The organism is Streptomyces sp. NPDC056222 (assembly GCF_042264065.1).
Classification (GTDB): Bacteria; Actinomycetota; Actinomycetes; order Streptomycetales; family Streptomycetaceae; genus Streptomyces.
This window is the reverse complement of the sequence record NZ_JBHJTL010000024.1, coordinates 34,966-49,946: the sequence shown is the minus strand read 5'-3', so window position 1 is coordinate 49,946 and position 14,981 is coordinate 34,966. Positions and strand designations below refer to the sequence as shown.

Below are 14,981 nucleotides of genomic sequence, written 5' to 3'. Positions count from 1 at the left end.
GGAGTGAAAGTCGGAGGGTGGGCGGCGTTGCTGCCACCCTCCGTATTCCTCTCATGACAGAAAGTCAGATTATCGGTTGATCATCTGATGTCTTCATGACTGGAGGAACCCTCGTATGACCGCTCTGGCTGTCCGTCCTCTACTGTCCGCCGCGCTGGTTACCATGGCTTTCGGCGGTGCCGCCCTTGCCGGTGCGCCCGCGGCCGTCGCCGCCCCCGGCGACGAAGGCGACATCAAGGTCCACCATGCCGGACGCCCGGGCGAGGTGTCCCGCACGGGCGAGAACAGCCCGGTCAACAATCCCTCCGTCTGCACGTTCTACTTCGCCGCCTTCGACTTCGACGGACTTCAGAGCATCAACTGGGCCATTACGCCACAGCCGTCGGTGGACAGCGTCACGACGAGCGGCTCGATCCCCATCGACGCCGCGGGGTCCGGGATCAGCCCGGATCTGACGCTCGCCGACGGCAGGTACAAGGTCGAGTGGACCTGGGAGGGCCAGCAGGGCCCGGAGAAGAGCAAGATCTTCAGAGTCGACTGCGACGACAGCGCCGGCCCGCCCCCGACGAACGGCAATGGCGGCAACAGGGGGGCCGCGGCCAACAGTGGCAATGGCGCCACCGGGAACGGCAGCACCGGGAACGGCAGCACCGCATCCGGCAGCGGCGCGAACGGCGGGACGGCCAACGGCAGCGGCAGCTGGAACGGCGGGACCGGCAGCGCCACCAGCAGTGCCACCGGCGGGACCGGCAGCTGGAACGGCGGGACCGGCAGCGCCACCAGCAGTGCCACCGGCGGGACCGGCAGCTGGAACGGCGGCACCGGTAACGGCGGCACCGGCAACGGCGCGAGCCCGTCCAGCACCAGCAGCGCGAACGGCTGGAGCGGTGGCAGCGGTGGCGGCGCCACCAAGCCCCCGCAGGGACCGGTCGGCGCGGGCGGTGGCGGCAGCGCCGACACCACCGGGACGGACGGCTCCGCCTTCGGGGTCGGTTCGGCCATCGCCGCCGCCCTCGCGGGTACGGTCGGCCTGATCCTCGTCCGTCGGTCGCGCCGCCGCACCGATGGCGCCGCGTAGGTCCCGCTTCACGCGCAGACAGCGGCGCCTCCTCCGGCTCACCCGGACGGTGGTGGTGACCCTGTCGCTGGCCGGTGGCGGCATCTGGTGGGCCCAGGACGAGGAACCGTCCGGCCCGCCGATCGCCGCCCCGGCCGCGCACGGGGCGGATGCGGAACCCCCCGCCGCCCCGGCCGGATCCGGTCGACACCCCGACGAGAAGCCCAAGGCGCAGCCCCGGCCCCCGGCCTCGGCCCCCGGTAAGGCGCAGCCGCGGCCCGGGGCTCCGGCCACGCCCAAGGCCGATCCGCTGCCCGCGCCCCTGGCCCGCTCGCGCCCCACCGGCATCGCCGTCCCGGCGATCACCATCGAGGCCCCGGTGCTCGGCCTGGGACTCGACGCCTCCGGACGGCTCGGCACCCCGCCGGCCGACGATCCCCGGATCGTCGGCTGGTACAAGGACGGCCCGGCCCCGGGTGAAAGCGGCACGGCGGTCGTCGTCGGCCACCGTGACACCCGTACCGGGCCTGCCATCTTCCTCAACCTCGACTCGCTCGCCCCCGGGAACACCGTCCGCGTCGCCCGCGCCGACGGCCGGGTCGCCGTCTTCACCGTCGACAAGGTCCGCACCTACACGAAGGAGCAATTCCCCGACCGGGAGGTGTACGGCTCCACGGGCCGCCCCGAACTGAGGCTGCTCACCTGTGGCGGCTCGTTCGATCCGAAGAAGGGGTACGCGTCGAACATCGTCGTCTACGCCCATCTCACCGACATCGCCCGGGGGATCTGACCCGGTGCCGTCCTCCGTTCGGGGGACGGCGACGCGACGGTTCGGCCGGGAAGGGTGGAACCGGTCCGTTCCTGGGGAGTTACCGAGCCTCAGGAACCCCGGGCCCCCGGCCCCGAGCCACAAGGACGCGTCCATGCCCCTCCGTCTGCCGACCACCCGTAGCCGTGTCGCCGTCGCCACCGCCGGGCTGCTGATCGCGGTCGGCGCCCCCGCCGCGTACGCCACCCTCGGCGAGGACGCGGTCTCCCCTGCCGCCGTCACGGCACAGACGCGCGGCAAGGCGTATGTCGAGACACGGCTGTTCTTCGGGACGGAGCGCCCCGACGGCGGCCCGGACGTCACCGATCAGCAGTTCATGGCCTTCGTCGACAAGGAGGTCACCCCGGGGTTCCCGGCCGGCCTGACGGTCCAGGACGGGCGTGGACAGTGGCGTGACGTGCACGGCACCATCGAGCGGGAGCGATCGTACGAGCTGATCCTGTTCTACCCGGCCGCCGAGGCGCGACTTCACGACCCGCGGATCGAGCAGGTCAGGGAGGCGTACAAGAAGGCCTTCGGGCAGGAGTCCGTGGCCCGGCTGGACGAGCCGACCCGCGCCGACTTCTGAGCCGGCGGGAGGGAAGGGGCTGCGGGAAGAAGGCTCTGGCGCCGAAAAACTATCAGCGCTAGTTTGGGTCGCGGACGACGAACCGGCCGGTAGGTCGGGAACAGGCGCAGAGGAGACAGCGGATGAAGAGCCACGACGCGATGTACATCGGCGGGGAGTGGCGCCCCGCCGCCTCCACCGACACCATTCCGGTCGTCAACCCGGCGGACGAGCAGGTCATCGGCCATGTTCCCGCCGGAACCACCGAGGACGTCGACGCCGCCGTCCACGCGGCGCGGGCCGCCTTCCCCGGCTGGGCCGCCACCCCGCCGGCGGAGCGCGCCAAGCTGATCGGGGCGCTCCGCGACGCCCTCGCGGCCCGCGCCGAGGAGATCGCCGCCACGGTCACCGCCGAACTCGGAGCGCCGCCACAGCTGGCGGCCACGGTCCACGCCGGACTGCCGATCGCCGTCGCCGGTTCGTACGCCGAGCTCGCCGCCACCCACTCCTTCGAGGAGAAGGTCGGCAACTCCACGGTCTACTCCGAGCCCGTCGGCGTCGTCGGCGCGATCACCCCGTGGAACTACCCGCTCCACCAGATCGTCGCCAAGGTCGCCCCCGCGCTCGCCGCCGGCTGCACCGTCGTCCTCAAGCCCGCCGAGGACACTCCGCTGACCGCCCAGCTCTTCGCCGAGGCGGTCCACGCGTCGGGCATCCCGGCCGGTGTGTTCAACCTCGTCACCGGCCTCGGCCCGGTCGCCGGCCAGGCGCTCGCCGAGCACGAGGGCGTCGACCTCGTCTCGTTCACCGGCTCGACGGCCGTCGGCAGGCGGATCGGCGCCCTCGCGGGCGGCGCCGTCAAGCGGGTCGCCCTGGAACTCGGCGGCAAGTCGGCCAACGTCATCCTGCCGAGCGCCGACCTCGGCAGGGCCGTCGCCGTCGGCATCGCCAACGTCATGGCCAACTCCGGTCAGACGTGCAGCGCGTGGACCCGGATGCTCGTCCCCGCCGACCGGTACGACGAGGCCGTCGCGCTGGCCGCCGAGGCCGTCAAGAAGTACGTCCCCGGCGAGCGCGTCGGCCCCCTCGTCAACGCCAAGCAGCAGCAGCGGGTGCGCGGCTACATCGAGAAGGGCGTCGAGGAGGGCGCCCGTATCGTCGCGGGCGGCCCCGAGGCGCCGCGCGAGACCGGCTACTACGTCTCCCCGACCGTCTTCGCCGACGTCACCCCGGACATGACCATCGCCCAGGAGGAGATCTTCGGCCCGGTCGTCTCGATCCTGCGGTACGAGGACGAGGAGGACGCCCTGGCCATCGCCAACGGGACCGTGTACGGGCTCGCCGGCGCGGTCTGGGGCGAGCCGGCGGCGGCCGTCGCCTTCGCCCGCCGGATGGACACGGGTCAGGTCGACATCAACGGCGGCCGCTTCAATCCGCTGGCGCCCTTCGGCGGTTACAAGCAGTCGGGCGTGGGCCGTGAACTCGGCGCGCACGGCCTCGCCGAGTACCTCCAGACCAAGTCCCTCCAGTTCTGAGCCCTTCCGAGCCGGTTCCGACCCGCTCCGGTCCCGCTGAGCGTGTTCGAGCCCGTTCCCAGCCGGCTCCGAGCCCGTTCCCAGCCTGCTCCGAGTCCTTTCCGAGCCTGTTCCGACCCCCTGAGGAGCAAGACGCGTCATGAGCGTGGTCCGCGCCGCCTTCCTGCCCGCCGTCGGCTCTCCGCTGGAGATAGCCGGTATCCGACTGCCCGAGCCCGGCCCCGGCCAGGTCAGGGTGCGCCTCGCCGCCGCCGGGGTCTGTCACTCCGACCTGTCCCTCTCCAACGGGACGATGCGGGTGCCCGTCCCCGCCGTCCTCGGCCACGAGGGCGCCGGTACGGTCGTCTCCGTCGGCGAGGGCGTCACCCACGTCGCCCCCGGCGACGGCGTCGTCCTCAACTGGGCGCCGTCCTGCGGAACCTGCCACCCCTGCTCGCTCGGCGAGGTCTGGCTCTGCGCCCACGCGCTGACCGGCGCCGGGAGCGTGTACGCCACCACCGAGGACGGCGTCGACCTCCACCCCGGTCTCAACGTGGCCGCCTTCGCGGAGGAGACCGTGGTCGCGGCGAACTGCGTCCTGCCCGTCCCGGACGGGGTCCCGCTCACGGACGCGGCCCTCCTCGGCTGCGCCGTCCTCACCGGCTGGGGCGCGATCCACCACTCGGCGCGGGTCCGGGAGGGGGAGTCCGTCGTCGTCTTCGGTGTCGGGGGCGTGGGCCTCGCCACCCTCCAGGCCGCCCGCATCGCGGGTGCCTCGCCGATCATCGCGGTCGATGTGTCGCCCGAGAAGGAGGCCCTGGCGCGGGCCGCCGGGGCGACGGAGTACGTCGTCGCCTCCGAGACCACCGCCAAGGAGATCCGGAAGCTGACGGGTGGCCAGGGCGCCGACGTGGCCGTCGAGTGCGTCGGCCGCGCCACCACCATCCGTACCGCCTGGGACTCGACCCGGCGTGGCGGTCGCACCACGGTCGTCGGCATCGGCGGCAAGGACCAGCAGGTCACCTTCAACGCCCTTGAGCTCTTCCACTGGGGCCGGACCCTGTCCGGCTGTGTGTACGGGAACTCCGACCCGGCCGTGGACCTGCCCGTCCTCGCCGAACACATCCGGGCCGGCCGCCTCGACCTGGGCGCCCTGGTCACCGAGCGGATCACCCTGGACGGCATCCCGGGCGCGTTCGACAACATGCTCGCGGGCAAGGGCGGCCGGGCGCTCGTCGTCTTCTAGACGGCCCCGGTCAGACGGCTTCCGTGGCCTCGACGCTGTCGGCCGGAGTCCTCGACAGAGGCTTCGGCCGGGAGCGCGAGACCGCCACGCCCGCCAGGCACAGCGCCCCGCCCCCGAGCGTGAGCAGCCCGGGGAGCTCGCCGAGGAACACCCACGCCATGACGACGACCAGTGCGGGCACGGCGTACGTCGTCGCGCCCATCCGGCCCGCGGTCGTACGGGCCAGGGCGTAGGCCCAGGTGGTGAAGGCGAGGGCGGTCGGGAACACCCCGAGGTACACCATGTTCAGCGTCGCCGGGAGCGGAGCCCGGCTCGCCTCGTCGACGAGCTGCCCGGCGAACGGCAGACACGCCACGGTGCCGACCAGGCACCCGAAGGTCGTGATCTGCAGCGCGCTGCCGTGGGCCAGGGCGGGCTTCTGCGCGACCACACCGCCCGCGTACGCGACGGCCGCGAGCAGGCAGAGCACCACGCCGAGGACGGAGGCGTGCCCCTCGCCGGACATCGAGAACCCGACGGCGACCGCGCCGGCGAAGGAGACCCCCATCCCCGCGATCAGCCGGGGCGGCAGCTTCTCGCCGAGGAAGCGGGAGCCGAGCAGCGCGATCAGGATCGGCCCGATGTTCACGACCATCGCCGCCGTGCCCGCGTCGACCTCCTGCTCGCCCCAGTTGAGCACCACCATGTAGGCGCCGAACCACAGGAGTCCGGACACCGCGATCCCCGGCCAGGCCGCCCGTGACGGAAGCCCCTCCCGCCGTATCAGCAGGACCGCTCCGAGGACGAGAGCCCCGGCGAGGAGCCGGCCCAGGGCGAGCGCGCCGGGGGAGTAGGCGGCCCCCGCGCTGCGGATCGAGACGAAGGCGGAGGCCCACAGGACGACGGTGACACCGGCGGCGGCGAGCGCCAGGCGGGAGGTGGCGGGGGAGTCGGGTGAGTCGGTCATGGGGCGACCGTATGCCCTGGACCCTTCGGCGCTCACCGAATTGTTTCCGGCTCGATCCCCAGGGCCAGCCGCAGCGCCTGCTCGCCCTGCGGGGTCACCTTCACGGCCCGCTCGGACCCGATCCGTACGCACCAGCCGGCGTCGAGCGCGTGCCGGCAGAGCGCCGCGCCCGCGATCCCCGCCAGATGAGGCTTCCGCTCGGTCCAGTCGAGGCAGCCGCGGGCGACGGGCCGCCGCCCCCTGGCCGCGAGGGCGATTCCCAGCTCCCCGAACCACTCCACGCCCGCGTCCGTGAGCGCGAACCCGGTGTCCTGCCGCAGCAGTCCGCGCACGGTCATCGCCTCGGTGATCGCGATCCCCAGCCGCCCGGCGAGATGGTCGTAGCAGGTACGCCCCCGCGCCATCGCCTGCCCCGCGCTCGCGGCCCGCAGCGACTGCGGCGGCGGCTTCCGCGCGGGCTCGGAGCGGGCGGCCAGGTCCTCGACGAGGTGGGCGATCCCGGCGTCGACGAGGCGCACGTACCGGTGCCGCCCCTGCCGCTCCTCGGCGAGCACCCCGCCCGCGACGAGCTTCCCGAGGTGCTCACTGGTCGTGGACGGCGCCACGCGCGCGTGCCGCGCCAACTCCCCCGCGGTCCAGGCCCGCCCGTCGAGCAGGGCGAGGAGAAAGGCGGCGCGGGTCTCGTCGGCGAGGAGCGCCGCGAGGGCGGCGAGGTCTTTGGCGGCCATGGCACCAGGGTGCCGCACTCACAGTTCGGCGTCCGCCAAACCGTCCCGGTGGCGCGACCGGTAGGCGTGGAGAGCGAGCAGGCGGTGGTCCTCGGCGAGCCAGTGCGCCTCCCATGGGAGCCGTCCCACCCGCTCGTACGCGTCCTCGGTGCGCGGATCGTCGCGCAGCGCGAGCCCGTACGCGGCCTCCAGGCGCACCAGTTGCTCGTCCTCGTCGAGCAGCCGCCACAGCATGTCGGCCACGGCGGGGGAGCGGTCCGGGCCCGTGGCGAATGTCGCCGCGGTGCCGCCCCGGACGCCGGGATCGGGATCCCGGGCCAGGGCGAGCAGCGCTTCCGCGAACTCGGCGGCCTCGGCCGGCTCCCCTGCCTCGGTGAAGCGCTGCTGCCAGTGGCTCAGGGCCTCGGAGGTGGACGCGCGCACGTTCGGATGCGGATCCCGGGTGAGCGCGAACAGGGCACGGCGGGCGTCCGCGCCCAGGGACGCGCCCTCGTCACCACCGAGGGCGAGGGGGACCGAGGCGCGGATGTCGGGGTCGGCATGGCCGGCGAGCCGGAGGCCGATCGCCTCCTCCTCGGGGTGGCCGAGGCCGATGTAGGCGTCGAGAATCTCCCACAGGACCTTCGGGTCGCTCTCGTCGGCCGTCCAGGAGGCGAGGAGGGCGGCCGGCTCCTTGCGCTCGAATCGGGTCTCGCCCAGGAGACCGAGCACTCCGGCGTACCGGAGTACCTGGAGCGCGAACAGCCTGCGGTCGCGCTCCGAGGGGTGGCGTGCGGAGAGGACCGCCGACCAGGACTCCCGGTCCAGCCGCAGGCCCAGCGGATGGAGGACGGCCGACCGGTCCGCGTGCTCCGGGTCCGGGTCCGCGAGCGCCCGCTCCATCAGCACCTCCGTCGGTGTCAGGACACCGAAGGACCGCTCGAGCGTGGTCAGGATCGCTCCGTGCCCGGCGCGGACGGTCAGCCCGCCGAGCGAAACCTGGTCGACGGTGTCGGACTCGTCGTCCCGGATCCGGACCGTCTCGGCAGGCCCCGAGTCGCCGGTCCTGCGCCGCAGTTCGGCCTCCGCGCCGGTCTCGTACCAGGAGCGGGCGAGTCCGAGCAGCCGTTCCTGCTGAGCCTTCGGCAGCCGTGTCCCGGGGTCGCGCTCCAGGACGGCGTAGAAGACGGCGGGGGAGCCGCCGTCGACCGCCCGCGACAGCGGGGTCGTGCCGTCCGGCAGCACCCGGTCCGGGTCGGCCCGGCCCTCCACCAGGACCTCGGCGACCTCCGCGTCGTACGCGGCGACCGCCAGACACAGCACCGGCAGCCCGTCCTCCGCCACCGTGTCCGGGTCGGCGCCCGCGCCGAGAAGACGCTCGACCTCCTCCGCGTCCCCCGCCCGCACCGCCGCTACGAGCCGCTCGTCGTCTCCTGCCCGGCCCATGCTCCCCGTACCCCCGTCTCGTACTGCATCGTCATCCTGTCGGCGCAGAGCGCCGCACTCATGTCTCGGCGGTCGCCGAACGGTCCTCCAGGCGCCACCGGTGGTGGAGCAGTTCCGTGGGCCGGTGATCGTGCTCGGATTCCGGGCCGGCGAGCGGACCGACCAGCGGCCCCACCCGCCGGTACGCCTCCTCCGTCCGCGGATCGTCGCGCCGGGCCAGCCCGAAGGCGCCCTCGAGCCGCAGCGACTGATCGTCCTCGTCGAGCAGCGCCCACAGCGCCGCCGCGGCCGCGGGTGACCGGTCCCGGCTGTTGGCGAGCGCTGCCGCGGCTTTCCCGCGCACGTCGGCGTCCCGGTCCCCGACGAGGGCGAGCAGGGCTCCGGTGACCTCGTCGGAGAGGTCGTGCCCGTCGGCCAGCGTCTCGCCGGCCGCGGCGCGTACCAGGGCGTCGGGGTCGCCCGCGAGGCCGAGCAGCGCCGCCCGGGCCGCCGGTGTGTGGGGAGCGCGCTCGTTCGCCAGGGCGCACGCCGCCTCCACACGGACGGGCGGGTGCGCGTGGCCGGCGAACCGTAGGCCGAGCTCCTCGTGGCAGGGGTGCCCCAGGAGGTTGAAGGTGCGGAGGATCACCGTGAGAACGTCGTCGTCAGGCTCCTCCAGGGCCCAGTCGGCGAGGAGTTCGGCGGTGTCCCTCTCGTAGGAGCCGCCGTGGCTCGAACCGAAGACGGAGACGCTCCACAGGGTCTCGACCGCGAAGCGGCGACGGACGGGGTCCGGGTGATGACGGTAGGCCGCCAGCGCCGACCAGGTCTCGCGGGTGCGCCGCTCGAGCAGCACGAACCGCGCCCCCGACCAGGCGGGGTGATCCCAGCCCGCGTCGGGCGGCGTCACCGCCCGGGTCACCAGCGTGTCCAGGGGCGTCAGGACACGGAACGCCCGTTCCAGCGAGGTCAGGATCGCGCCGTGCCCGTCCCGTGCGGTCCGGGTGCCGAGCGTCACCTGTCGTACGAACGAATCCTCGGAGTCCTCGACCAGGACGGTCCGCGCGGGGCCCGACGCGCCCGGCGCGCGCCGGAGTTCGGCCTCCACGCCCGACTCGTACCAGCGGCGGGCGAGTGCGAGGAGACGTTCCCGCGCGGCCGCCGGGAGCCGCAGCAGGGGTTCGGGTCCCAGGACGGCGTCGACGACGGCCGGAGAGCCTCCGTCGATCGCCCGGTACAGCGATGTCGTGCCGTCCGGCAGCTTCCGGTCCGGGTCGGCGCCGCCCTCCACGAGAGCGCGGGCGGTCTCGGCCTCGTAGGCCGCGACCGCCGCGCACACGACGGGCAGCCCGTCCTCGGTCCGCGCGTCGGGATCCGCACCCGCCTCCACCAGGGCGCGGACCTCCTCCGCGTCCCCCGCGCGTACCGCCGCTACGAGCCGCTCGTCGTCTCCTGCCTGGCCCATGCTCCCCGTGCCCCCGTCTCGTACTGCATCGCCAACCCGTCGAGCAGCGCCCGCAGCCCCGTCTCGAATGCGCCCTCGTCGACCTTCTGGCGGTGTTCCGCCAGGAGGTGAGCCTGGCCCAGGTGAGGGTAGTCCGCCGGGTCGTAGGCCGTCTCGTCGTCGACGAAGCCGCGGGCGAAGGAGCCCAGCGCCGAGCCGGTGACGAAGTACCGCATCAGCGCGCCGATGTAGGTCGCCTGGGCGGGTGGCCAGCCCGCGCGGACCATCGCGCCGAAGACCGCGTCGGCGACCTTCAGGCCCGCCGGCCGGCGTCCGGGCCCCTGTGCCAGGACCGGGACGATGTTCGGGTGGTCGGCGAGGGCCGCACGGTAGGAGGCCGCCCAGTCGTGCAGGGCCGTGCGCCAGTCGCGTTCGTCGCCCTCCTCGAACATCGACAGATCGACCTTCGCGCTGACGGCGTCGGCGACCGCGTCGAGGATCTCGTCCTTCGTGCGGAAGTGGTTGTAGAGCGACGGCCCGCTGACCCCCAGCTCCCCGGCGAGCCGCCGGGTGGAGACGGCGGCGAGGCCCTCCGCGTCCACGAGCGCGCTCGCCGTCTCGACGATCCGGTCTCGGCTGAGGAGGGGCTTGCGCGGTCGGGCCATGGCGCACATAGTAGGCCTGCCCGAAGGAAACTAGCAGTGCTAATTAAAGTCTTCATGAAGGTCGGTGGCGCAGTGAACCTGGAGCTCAGCGAGGAACAGGAAGCCGTACGGCGGCTCGCCCACGACTTCGTCGCCCGCGAGGTCGCCCCGCACGTCGTCGAGTGGGACCGGGCCGAGAGCGTCGACCGTTCGATCGTCAAGAAGCTCGGCGCCGTCGGCTTCCTCGGCCTCACGATCCCGGAGGAGTACGGCGGCTCGGGCGGCGACCACCTCGCCTACTGCCTGGTCACCGAGGAGCTCGGGCGCGGCGACTCCTCCGTGCGCGGCATCGTCTCCGTCTCGCTCGGTCTCGTCGCCAAGACCATCGCGGCGTGGGGCGACGAGGAGCAGAAGCGGGCCTGGCTGCCCCGGCTCGCCGCGGGTGAGGCCCTCGGCTGCTTCGGTCTCACGGAGCCCGGCACCGGTTCGGACGCCGGCAGCCTCGCCACCAGGGCCGTCCGTGACGGGGACGCGTACGTCGTCAACGGCTCGAAGATGTTCATCACCAACGGGACCTGGGCCGATGTCGTCCTGCTCTTCGCTCGCACGAACGACACGCCGGGCCACAAGGGCGTCTCCGCCTTCCTGGTGCCCACGGACACCCCGGGCCTCTCGCGCCGCACCATTCACGGCAAGCTCGGCCTGCGCGGCCAGGCGACCGCCGAACTGGTCCTCGAAGACGTCCGCGTCCCCGCCTCCGCCATGCTGGGCCCCGAGGGCAAGGGCTTCTCCATCGCCATGTCAGCCCTGGCCAAGGGCCGGATGTCGGTCGCCGCCGGCTGTGTCGGCATCGCACAGGCGGCGCTCGACGCGGCCGTCCGCTACGCGGGCGAGCGGGAGCAGTTCGGCAAGCCCATCGCCTCGTACCAGCTGGTGCAGGAGCTGATCAGCGACATCGCCGTGGACGTGGACGCGTCGCGGCTGCTGACCTGGCGCGTCGCCGATCTGATCGACCGCGGTCAGGAGTTCGCCACCGCCGCGTCGAAGGCCAAGCTGTACGCCTCCGAGGCCGCGGTCCGCGCCGCGAACAACGCCCTCCAGGTCTTCGGCGGCTACGGCTACATCGACGAGTACCCGGTCGGCAAGCTGCTGCGGGACGCCCGCGTGATGACGCTGTACGAGGGCACCAGTCAGATCCAGAAGCTGATCATCGGGCGGGCGCTCACCGGCGTCTCGGCGTTCTGAGTACGTCGCGATGCGCCGCTGAGTATCCGGGCGGATGTGGCGGGCGCCACATCCGCCCGATGCTTCCTCCATGAGCGACACACCCGTCAAGCAGCAGAACACCGCCGCCTACCACCTGCAGGCCGTCATCTCCTTCGGGCTCGCGCTCGCCGCCGTGGCGATCGGCGTCTACCAGCTGGACGCCGACGCCTGGGTGCGTGCCTTCCTCGCCATCGCCGTCCTCTACCTCACCACCTCGGCCTTCACGCTCGCCAAGGTCGTCCGCGACCGCCAGGAGGCGGGTCAGATCGTCAGCCGGGTCGACCAGGCCCGCCTCGAGAAGCTCCTCGCCGAGCACGACCCCTTCCAGAAGCTCTAAGCGCTTGCTCAGCTTCGTTGTATGGTGTTCGTTCCGACAGCTGGAGTGAGGGGCGAGCGATGAGCGTGGCGGAGGAGACGCCCGGCGGCGAGGACATGCCGTGGGGCGAGGTCACGCCGGAGGCGGCCAGGCGGCTGCTCGTCGCGGCCGTCGAGGCGTTCGCCGAGCGCGGGTACCACGCCACGACGACCCGGGACATCGCGGGCCGGGCCGGCATGAGCCCGGCCGCGCTCTACATCCACTACAAGACCAAGGAAGAGCTGCTCCACCGGATCAGCCGCATCGGTCACGACAAGGCCCTGGAGATCCTCCGGGACGCCGCCGACGGTGAGGGAACGGCGGGGGAGCGGCTCGCGGACGCCGTACGGTCCTTCGTCCGCTGGCACGCCGAGCGGCACACCACCGCGCGGGTCGTGCAGTACGAGCTCGACGCGCTCGGCCCCGAGCACCGCGCCGAGATCGTCGAGCTGCGCCGCGAGTCCGACGCGGCCGTGCGCCGGATCATCAACGAGGGCGTGACGGCCGGGGAGTTCGACGTCCCGGACGTGTCCGGCACCACCGTCGCGGTGCTCTCGCTGTGCATCGACGTGTCGCGCTGGTTCAACGTGTCGGGCCGCCGGACCCCGGACGAGGTCGGCGCGCTCTACGCCGACCTCGTCCTGCGGATGGTCGGCGCTCAGAAGTAGTAGCGCGAGACCGACTCGGCGACGCAGACCGGCTTGTCGCCGCCCTCGCGTTCCACGGTCACGGTCGCGGTGACCTGCACACCGCCACCCGCCTCGACGACGTTCGTCAGCACGGCGGTCGCACGCAGCCGCGAGCCGACGGGTACGGGGGAGGGGAAGCGCACCTTCTCCGTGCCGTAGTTGATGCCCATCTTCATGCCCTCGACGCGCATGATCTGCGGGACCAGGGTCGGCAGCAGCGACAGCGTCAGATAGCCGTGCGCGATCGTCTTCCCGAACGGCCCGGCGGCCGCACGCTCCGCGTCCACGTGGATCCACTGGTGGTCACCGGTCGCGTCGGCGAACAGGTCGATCCGCTTCTGCTCGATCTCCAGCCAGTCGCTGTGCCCCAGCTGCTCGCCGACTCCGGCGCGCAGCTCCTCGGCGGAGGTGAAGATCCTCGGCTCGGCCATGTCCCTGCTCCCTGTCTCTCACCCGGCTTGACGCTTGTCGCTCGATGCCTATCTAAGCGACTGCTTAGTCTGGCTGGGGGCGGAGGGCTCTGTCAACGGGTCGGAAGGGTCGAGCAGTAGGGTTCGGGGAGTGCCGCAGATTCCAGAGAAGATCCACGAACTCACCGTCGGCCAGCTGTCCGCGCGCAGCGGCGCCGCCGTGTCCGCCCTGCACTTCTACGAGTCCAAGGGCCTGATCAGCAGCCGCCGCACCAGTGGCAACCAGCGTCGCTACGGCCGCGACATCCTGCGCCGGGTCGCCTTCATCCGGGCCGCGCAGCGCGTCGGCATCCCGCTCGCGACCATCCGCAACGCGCTCGCCGAACTCCCCGAGGAGCGCACCCCCACCAACGAGGACTGGGCGAAGCTCTCGGCGGCGTGGCGCACGGAGCTGGACGAGCGGATCAAGCAGCTCGGACGGCTGCGCGACCATCTGACGGACTGCATCGGGTGTGGATGTCTGTCGCTGCAGAACTGCGTGCTGTCCAACCCCGACGACGTCATCGGCGAACGGATGACGGGCTCGCGGCTGCTGCCGGAGCGCCGGGAGGGTTAGGGGTCCGCCCGGAGGGCCGGCGCCGGAGCGCCGTGGCGTTCTCGAAAGGTCACCCCAGTCCCGCGGGCCGGCCGTCCGCACGTACGGAGAGGGGCCCGCCACCCCCGTGGACGGGCCCCTCGGTTCCGGCGGGCGGATCACTCGTACTCGGTGCCGCCCTTACGGGTCAGATAGGCCGGGCTGACCGCCTTGGCGATGGCGCGGCCGCCGACCACCGGGCTGTACCGCTCCGTCACCGGGCGGATCACGACGCCCTCCCGCAGATGGAGCTCCCGCCCGGAGACGGTCTCCCGGCCGCTCGCCACCTCCAGCACCCGATCCAGGTCGTACGGTCCGGTGTACAGCCGTGGTACGAGCGGCAGTTCGCCGGGTTCCAGGACCTCGGCCGGGTCCAGCCAGCGGACTTGGCCGTCGATCTCGGCCGACACGTCGAAGACGGCGTAACCGACGCCCTCGCTGCGGGCGTTCGCGCCGTAGCCGAGGTCCTGCACCCCGGCCCCGTACACCTCGCCGAACAGCCCGACCCGGCTCGCGCCGAGCCGCGCGGCGAGCCGTGCCGCCACCGCCTGCACGCCATGGCCGTGGACCGCGCGCCAGTACAGGTTGCGCGGGTCCTCCTGGAGCGCCAGGCCCTTGGCTCCGAAGCCCTTCGAGGAGACCCGCAGCCGGTCGTCCTCGACGACGTACGTCGCCAGGCAGGCCGTACCGTGCAGCTTCTCCGTCAGGACCACCGGCTCGCCGGGCTCGAAGATGTCCGGATACCGCTGCAGGTTCTCGATGTCGACCCACGGCAGCAGATCCGGCGCTGACTCCACGTCCCCGCTCATCGTCGGCGGGATCGGCGGCACCCACTTGGTGATCCCGAGGAGTTCGGCGAAGTCGGTTCCCTCGGCGGCCGCCGAGGCCAGGTCGACATCGGCCAGCGCCTTGGGCCGGCACACGATCCCCTGCGACAACTCGCCCCGCAGCCGCACCGCCTTGACCCGGTCCGACGCCTTTCCGGCCAGCCGCCCCGTCAGCCCCAGCTCGTCGACGAGCGCGATCGGCAGGACGGCCTGCTCCGGGATGTAGACGGCGACCTCACCCGTGCGGTACGCGCCCTTGGCGACGACGGCTCGGTAGAGGCCGACCTGGGCCAGCTCCAGCGCGTCGGCGTTGGGATGGTCGTGGACGGTCAGGGTTTCGGCGGTGACGCGCAGTGTCGACATGTCGGTGCTCCGGCGGCTCAGGGATGGTCACGTGGCGTTCTCATCGCCGGACACTCTGCCCGTGTGAAAACCCCCTGG

Annotated in this window: 16 protein-coding genes; 9 read left to right on the top strand and 7 right to left on the bottom strand. The window is 72.8% G+C overall.

The window, feature by feature from the left end; all coding sequences use genetic code 11:
• Positions 1-163 precede the first annotated feature (163 nt).
• From ACFC0D_RS14390 to ACFC0D_RS14370, 5 genes are all read left to right on the top strand, one after another.
• Positions 164-1,078, top strand: coding sequence for a hypothetical protein (locus ACFC0D_RS14390; RefSeq protein ID WP_376434700.1), 915 nt, complete (start codon positions 164-166; stop codon positions 1,076-1,078).
• Positions 1,065-1,847 (top strand): class F sortase, encoded by a 783-nt coding sequence (locus ACFC0D_RS14385; protein WP_376434698.1) that lies wholly within the window; start codon positions 1,065-1,067, stop codon positions 1,845-1,847. The genes ACFC0D_RS14390 and ACFC0D_RS14385 overlap by 14 nt, the downstream gene beginning before the upstream one ends.
• 133 nt (positions 1,848-1,980) lie before the next feature.
• Positions 1,981-2,454 (top strand): DUF3574 domain-containing protein, encoded by a 474-nt coding sequence (locus tag ACFC0D_RS14380; protein WP_376434696.1) that lies wholly within the window; start codon positions 1,981-1,983, stop codon positions 2,452-2,454.
• Positions 2,455-2,576: 122 nt separating this feature from the next.
• Entirely contained in the window at positions 2,577-3,968 is a 1,392-nt protein-coding gene (locus ACFC0D_RS14375; protein ID WP_376434694.1) for an aldehyde dehydrogenase family protein, read from the top strand.
• A 139-nt stretch (positions 3,969-4,107) separates the two neighbouring features.
• The gene (locus ACFC0D_RS14370; RefSeq protein WP_376434692.1) at positions 4,108-5,193 is read left to right on the top strand and encodes a Zn-dependent alcohol dehydrogenase; all 1,086 of its coding nucleotides are present in this window, start codon (positions 4,108-4,110) and stop codon (positions 5,191-5,193) included.
• A 10-nt stretch (positions 5,194-5,203) separates the two neighbouring features.
• On the opposite strand, the gene ACFC0D_RS14365 is transcribed toward ACFC0D_RS14370, so the two are convergent.
• The 5 genes from ACFC0D_RS14365 to ACFC0D_RS14345 are packed head-to-tail and all read right to left on the bottom strand — an operon-like array spanning position 5,204 to position 10,380.
• Positions 5,204-6,139 carry a DMT family transporter gene (locus ACFC0D_RS14365; protein WP_376434690.1) on the bottom strand — a complete coding sequence of 312 codons (936 nt, stop codon included), beginning with the start codon at positions 6,137-6,139 and terminating at the stop codon, positions 5,204-5,206.
• A gap of 32 nt (positions 6,140-6,171) precedes the next feature.
• Entirely contained in the window at positions 6,172-6,867 is a 696-nt protein-coding gene (locus tag ACFC0D_RS14360; RefSeq protein WP_376434688.1) for an ArsR/SmtB family transcription factor, read from the bottom strand.
• Between the two features lie 18 nt (positions 6,868-6,885).
• Complete coding sequence (locus ACFC0D_RS14355; protein WP_376434686.1) at positions 6,886-8,292, bottom strand: HEAT repeat domain-containing protein; 1,407 nt, start codon at positions 8,290-8,292, stop codon at positions 6,886-6,888.
• Between the two features lie 58 nt (positions 8,293-8,350).
• Positions 8,351-9,736, bottom strand: a complete 1,386-nt coding sequence (locus tag ACFC0D_RS14350; protein ID WP_376434684.1) for a HEAT repeat domain-containing protein — start codon at positions 9,734-9,736, stop codon at positions 8,351-8,353.
• On the bottom strand, positions 9,703-10,380 hold the full coding sequence (locus ACFC0D_RS14345) for a TetR/AcrR family transcriptional regulator (RefSeq protein ID WP_376434682.1): 678 nt from the start codon (positions 10,378-10,380) through the stop codon (positions 9,703-9,705). The genes ACFC0D_RS14350 and ACFC0D_RS14345 overlap by 34 nt, the downstream gene beginning before the upstream one ends.
• 72 nt (positions 10,381-10,452) lie before the next feature.
• On the opposite strand from ACFC0D_RS14345, the gene ACFC0D_RS14340 reads away from it, so the two are divergent.
• From ACFC0D_RS14340 to ACFC0D_RS14330, 3 genes are all read left to right on the top strand, one after another.
• Positions 10,453-11,604: an acyl-CoA dehydrogenase family protein gene (locus ACFC0D_RS14340; RefSeq protein WP_376434680.1), complete on the top strand. Its 1,152-nt coding sequence runs from the start codon at positions 10,453-10,455 to the stop codon at positions 11,602-11,604.
• A gap of 70 nt (positions 11,605-11,674) precedes the next feature.
• Positions 11,675-11,962 carry a YiaA/YiaB family inner membrane protein gene (locus ACFC0D_RS14335; protein ID WP_352189895.1) on the top strand — a complete coding sequence of 96 codons (288 nt, stop codon included), beginning with the start codon at positions 11,675-11,677 and terminating at the stop codon, positions 11,960-11,962.
• Positions 11,963-12,021: 59 nt separating this feature from the next.
• Positions 12,022-12,648 (top strand): TetR/AcrR family transcriptional regulator, encoded by a 627-nt coding sequence (locus tag ACFC0D_RS14330; RefSeq protein ID WP_376434677.1) that lies wholly within the window; start codon positions 12,022-12,024, stop codon positions 12,646-12,648.
• On the opposite strand, the gene ACFC0D_RS14325 is transcribed toward ACFC0D_RS14330, so the two are convergent.
• Positions 12,639-13,100 (bottom strand): MaoC family dehydratase, encoded by a 462-nt coding sequence (locus ACFC0D_RS14325; RefSeq protein WP_376434675.1) that lies wholly within the window; start codon positions 13,098-13,100, stop codon positions 12,639-12,641. The two genes, ACFC0D_RS14330 and ACFC0D_RS14325, sit on opposite strands and share 10 nt — an antisense overlap.
• 130 nt (positions 13,101-13,230) lie before the next feature.
• On the opposite strand from ACFC0D_RS14325, the gene soxR reads away from it, so the two are divergent.
• The gene (gene soxR, locus ACFC0D_RS14320) at positions 13,231-13,695 is read left to right on the top strand and encodes a redox-sensitive transcriptional activator SoxR (protein WP_376434673.1); all 465 of its coding nucleotides are present in this window, start codon (positions 13,231-13,233) and stop codon (positions 13,693-13,695) included.
• Positions 13,696-13,832: 137 nt separating this feature from the next.
• Here the strand turns inward: soxR and ACFC0D_RS14315 are convergent, their stop codons facing one another.
• Positions 13,833-14,903: an RNA ligase (ATP) gene (locus ACFC0D_RS14315; protein WP_376434671.1), complete on the bottom strand. Its 1,071-nt coding sequence runs from the start codon at positions 14,901-14,903 to the stop codon at positions 13,833-13,835.
• Positions 14,904-14,981 lie beyond the last annotated feature (78 nt).

Coding starts and splice junctions, on each gene's coding strand:
- ACFC0D_RS14365 (WP_376434690.1), bottom strand. CDS start 6,139: ATGACCGACTCACCCGACTCCCCCGCCACCTCCCGCCTGGCGCTCGCC.
- ACFC0D_RS14350 (WP_376434684.1), bottom strand. CDS start 9,736: ATGGGCCAGGCAGGAGACGACGAGCGGCTCGTAGCGGCGGTACGCGCG.
- ACFC0D_RS14385 (WP_376434698.1), top strand. CDS start 1,065: ATGGCGCCGCGTAGGTCCCGCTTCACGCGCAGACAGCGGCGCCTCCTC.
- ACFC0D_RS14380 (WP_376434696.1), top strand. CDS start 1,981: ATGCCCCTCCGTCTGCCGACCACCCGTAGCCGTGTCGCCGTCGCCACC.
- ACFC0D_RS14345 (WP_376434682.1), bottom strand. CDS start 10,380: ATGGCCCGACCGCGCAAGCCCCTCCTCAGCCGAGACCGGATCGTCGAG.
- ACFC0D_RS14355 (WP_376434686.1), bottom strand. CDS start 8,292: ATGGGCCGGGCAGGAGACGACGAGCGGCTCGTAGCGGCGGTGCGGGCG.
- ACFC0D_RS14390 (WP_376434700.1), top strand. CDS start 164: ATGGCTTTCGGCGGTGCCGCCCTTGCCGGTGCGCCCGCGGCCGTCGCC.
- ACFC0D_RS14330 (WP_376434677.1), top strand. CDS start 12,022: ATGAGCGTGGCGGAGGAGACGCCCGGCGGCGAGGACATGCCGTGGGGC.
- ACFC0D_RS14335 (WP_352189895.1), top strand. CDS start 11,675: ATGAGCGACACACCCGTCAAGCAGCAGAACACCGCCGCCTACCACCTG.
- ACFC0D_RS14325 (WP_376434675.1), bottom strand. CDS start 13,100: ATGGCCGAGCCGAGGATCTTCACCTCCGCCGAGGAGCTGCGCGCCGGA.
- ACFC0D_RS14315 (WP_376434671.1), bottom strand. CDS start 14,903: ATGTCGACACTGCGCGTCACCGCCGAAACCCTGACCGTCCACGACCAT.
- ACFC0D_RS14375 (WP_376434694.1), top strand. CDS start 2,577: ATGAAGAGCCACGACGCGATGTACATCGGCGGGGAGTGGCGCCCCGCC.
- ACFC0D_RS14370 (WP_376434692.1), top strand. CDS start 4,108: ATGAGCGTGGTCCGCGCCGCCTTCCTGCCCGCCGTCGGCTCTCCGCTG.
- ACFC0D_RS14360 (WP_376434688.1), bottom strand. CDS start 6,867: ATGGCCGCCAAAGACCTCGCCGCCCTCGCGGCGCTCCTCGCCGACGAG.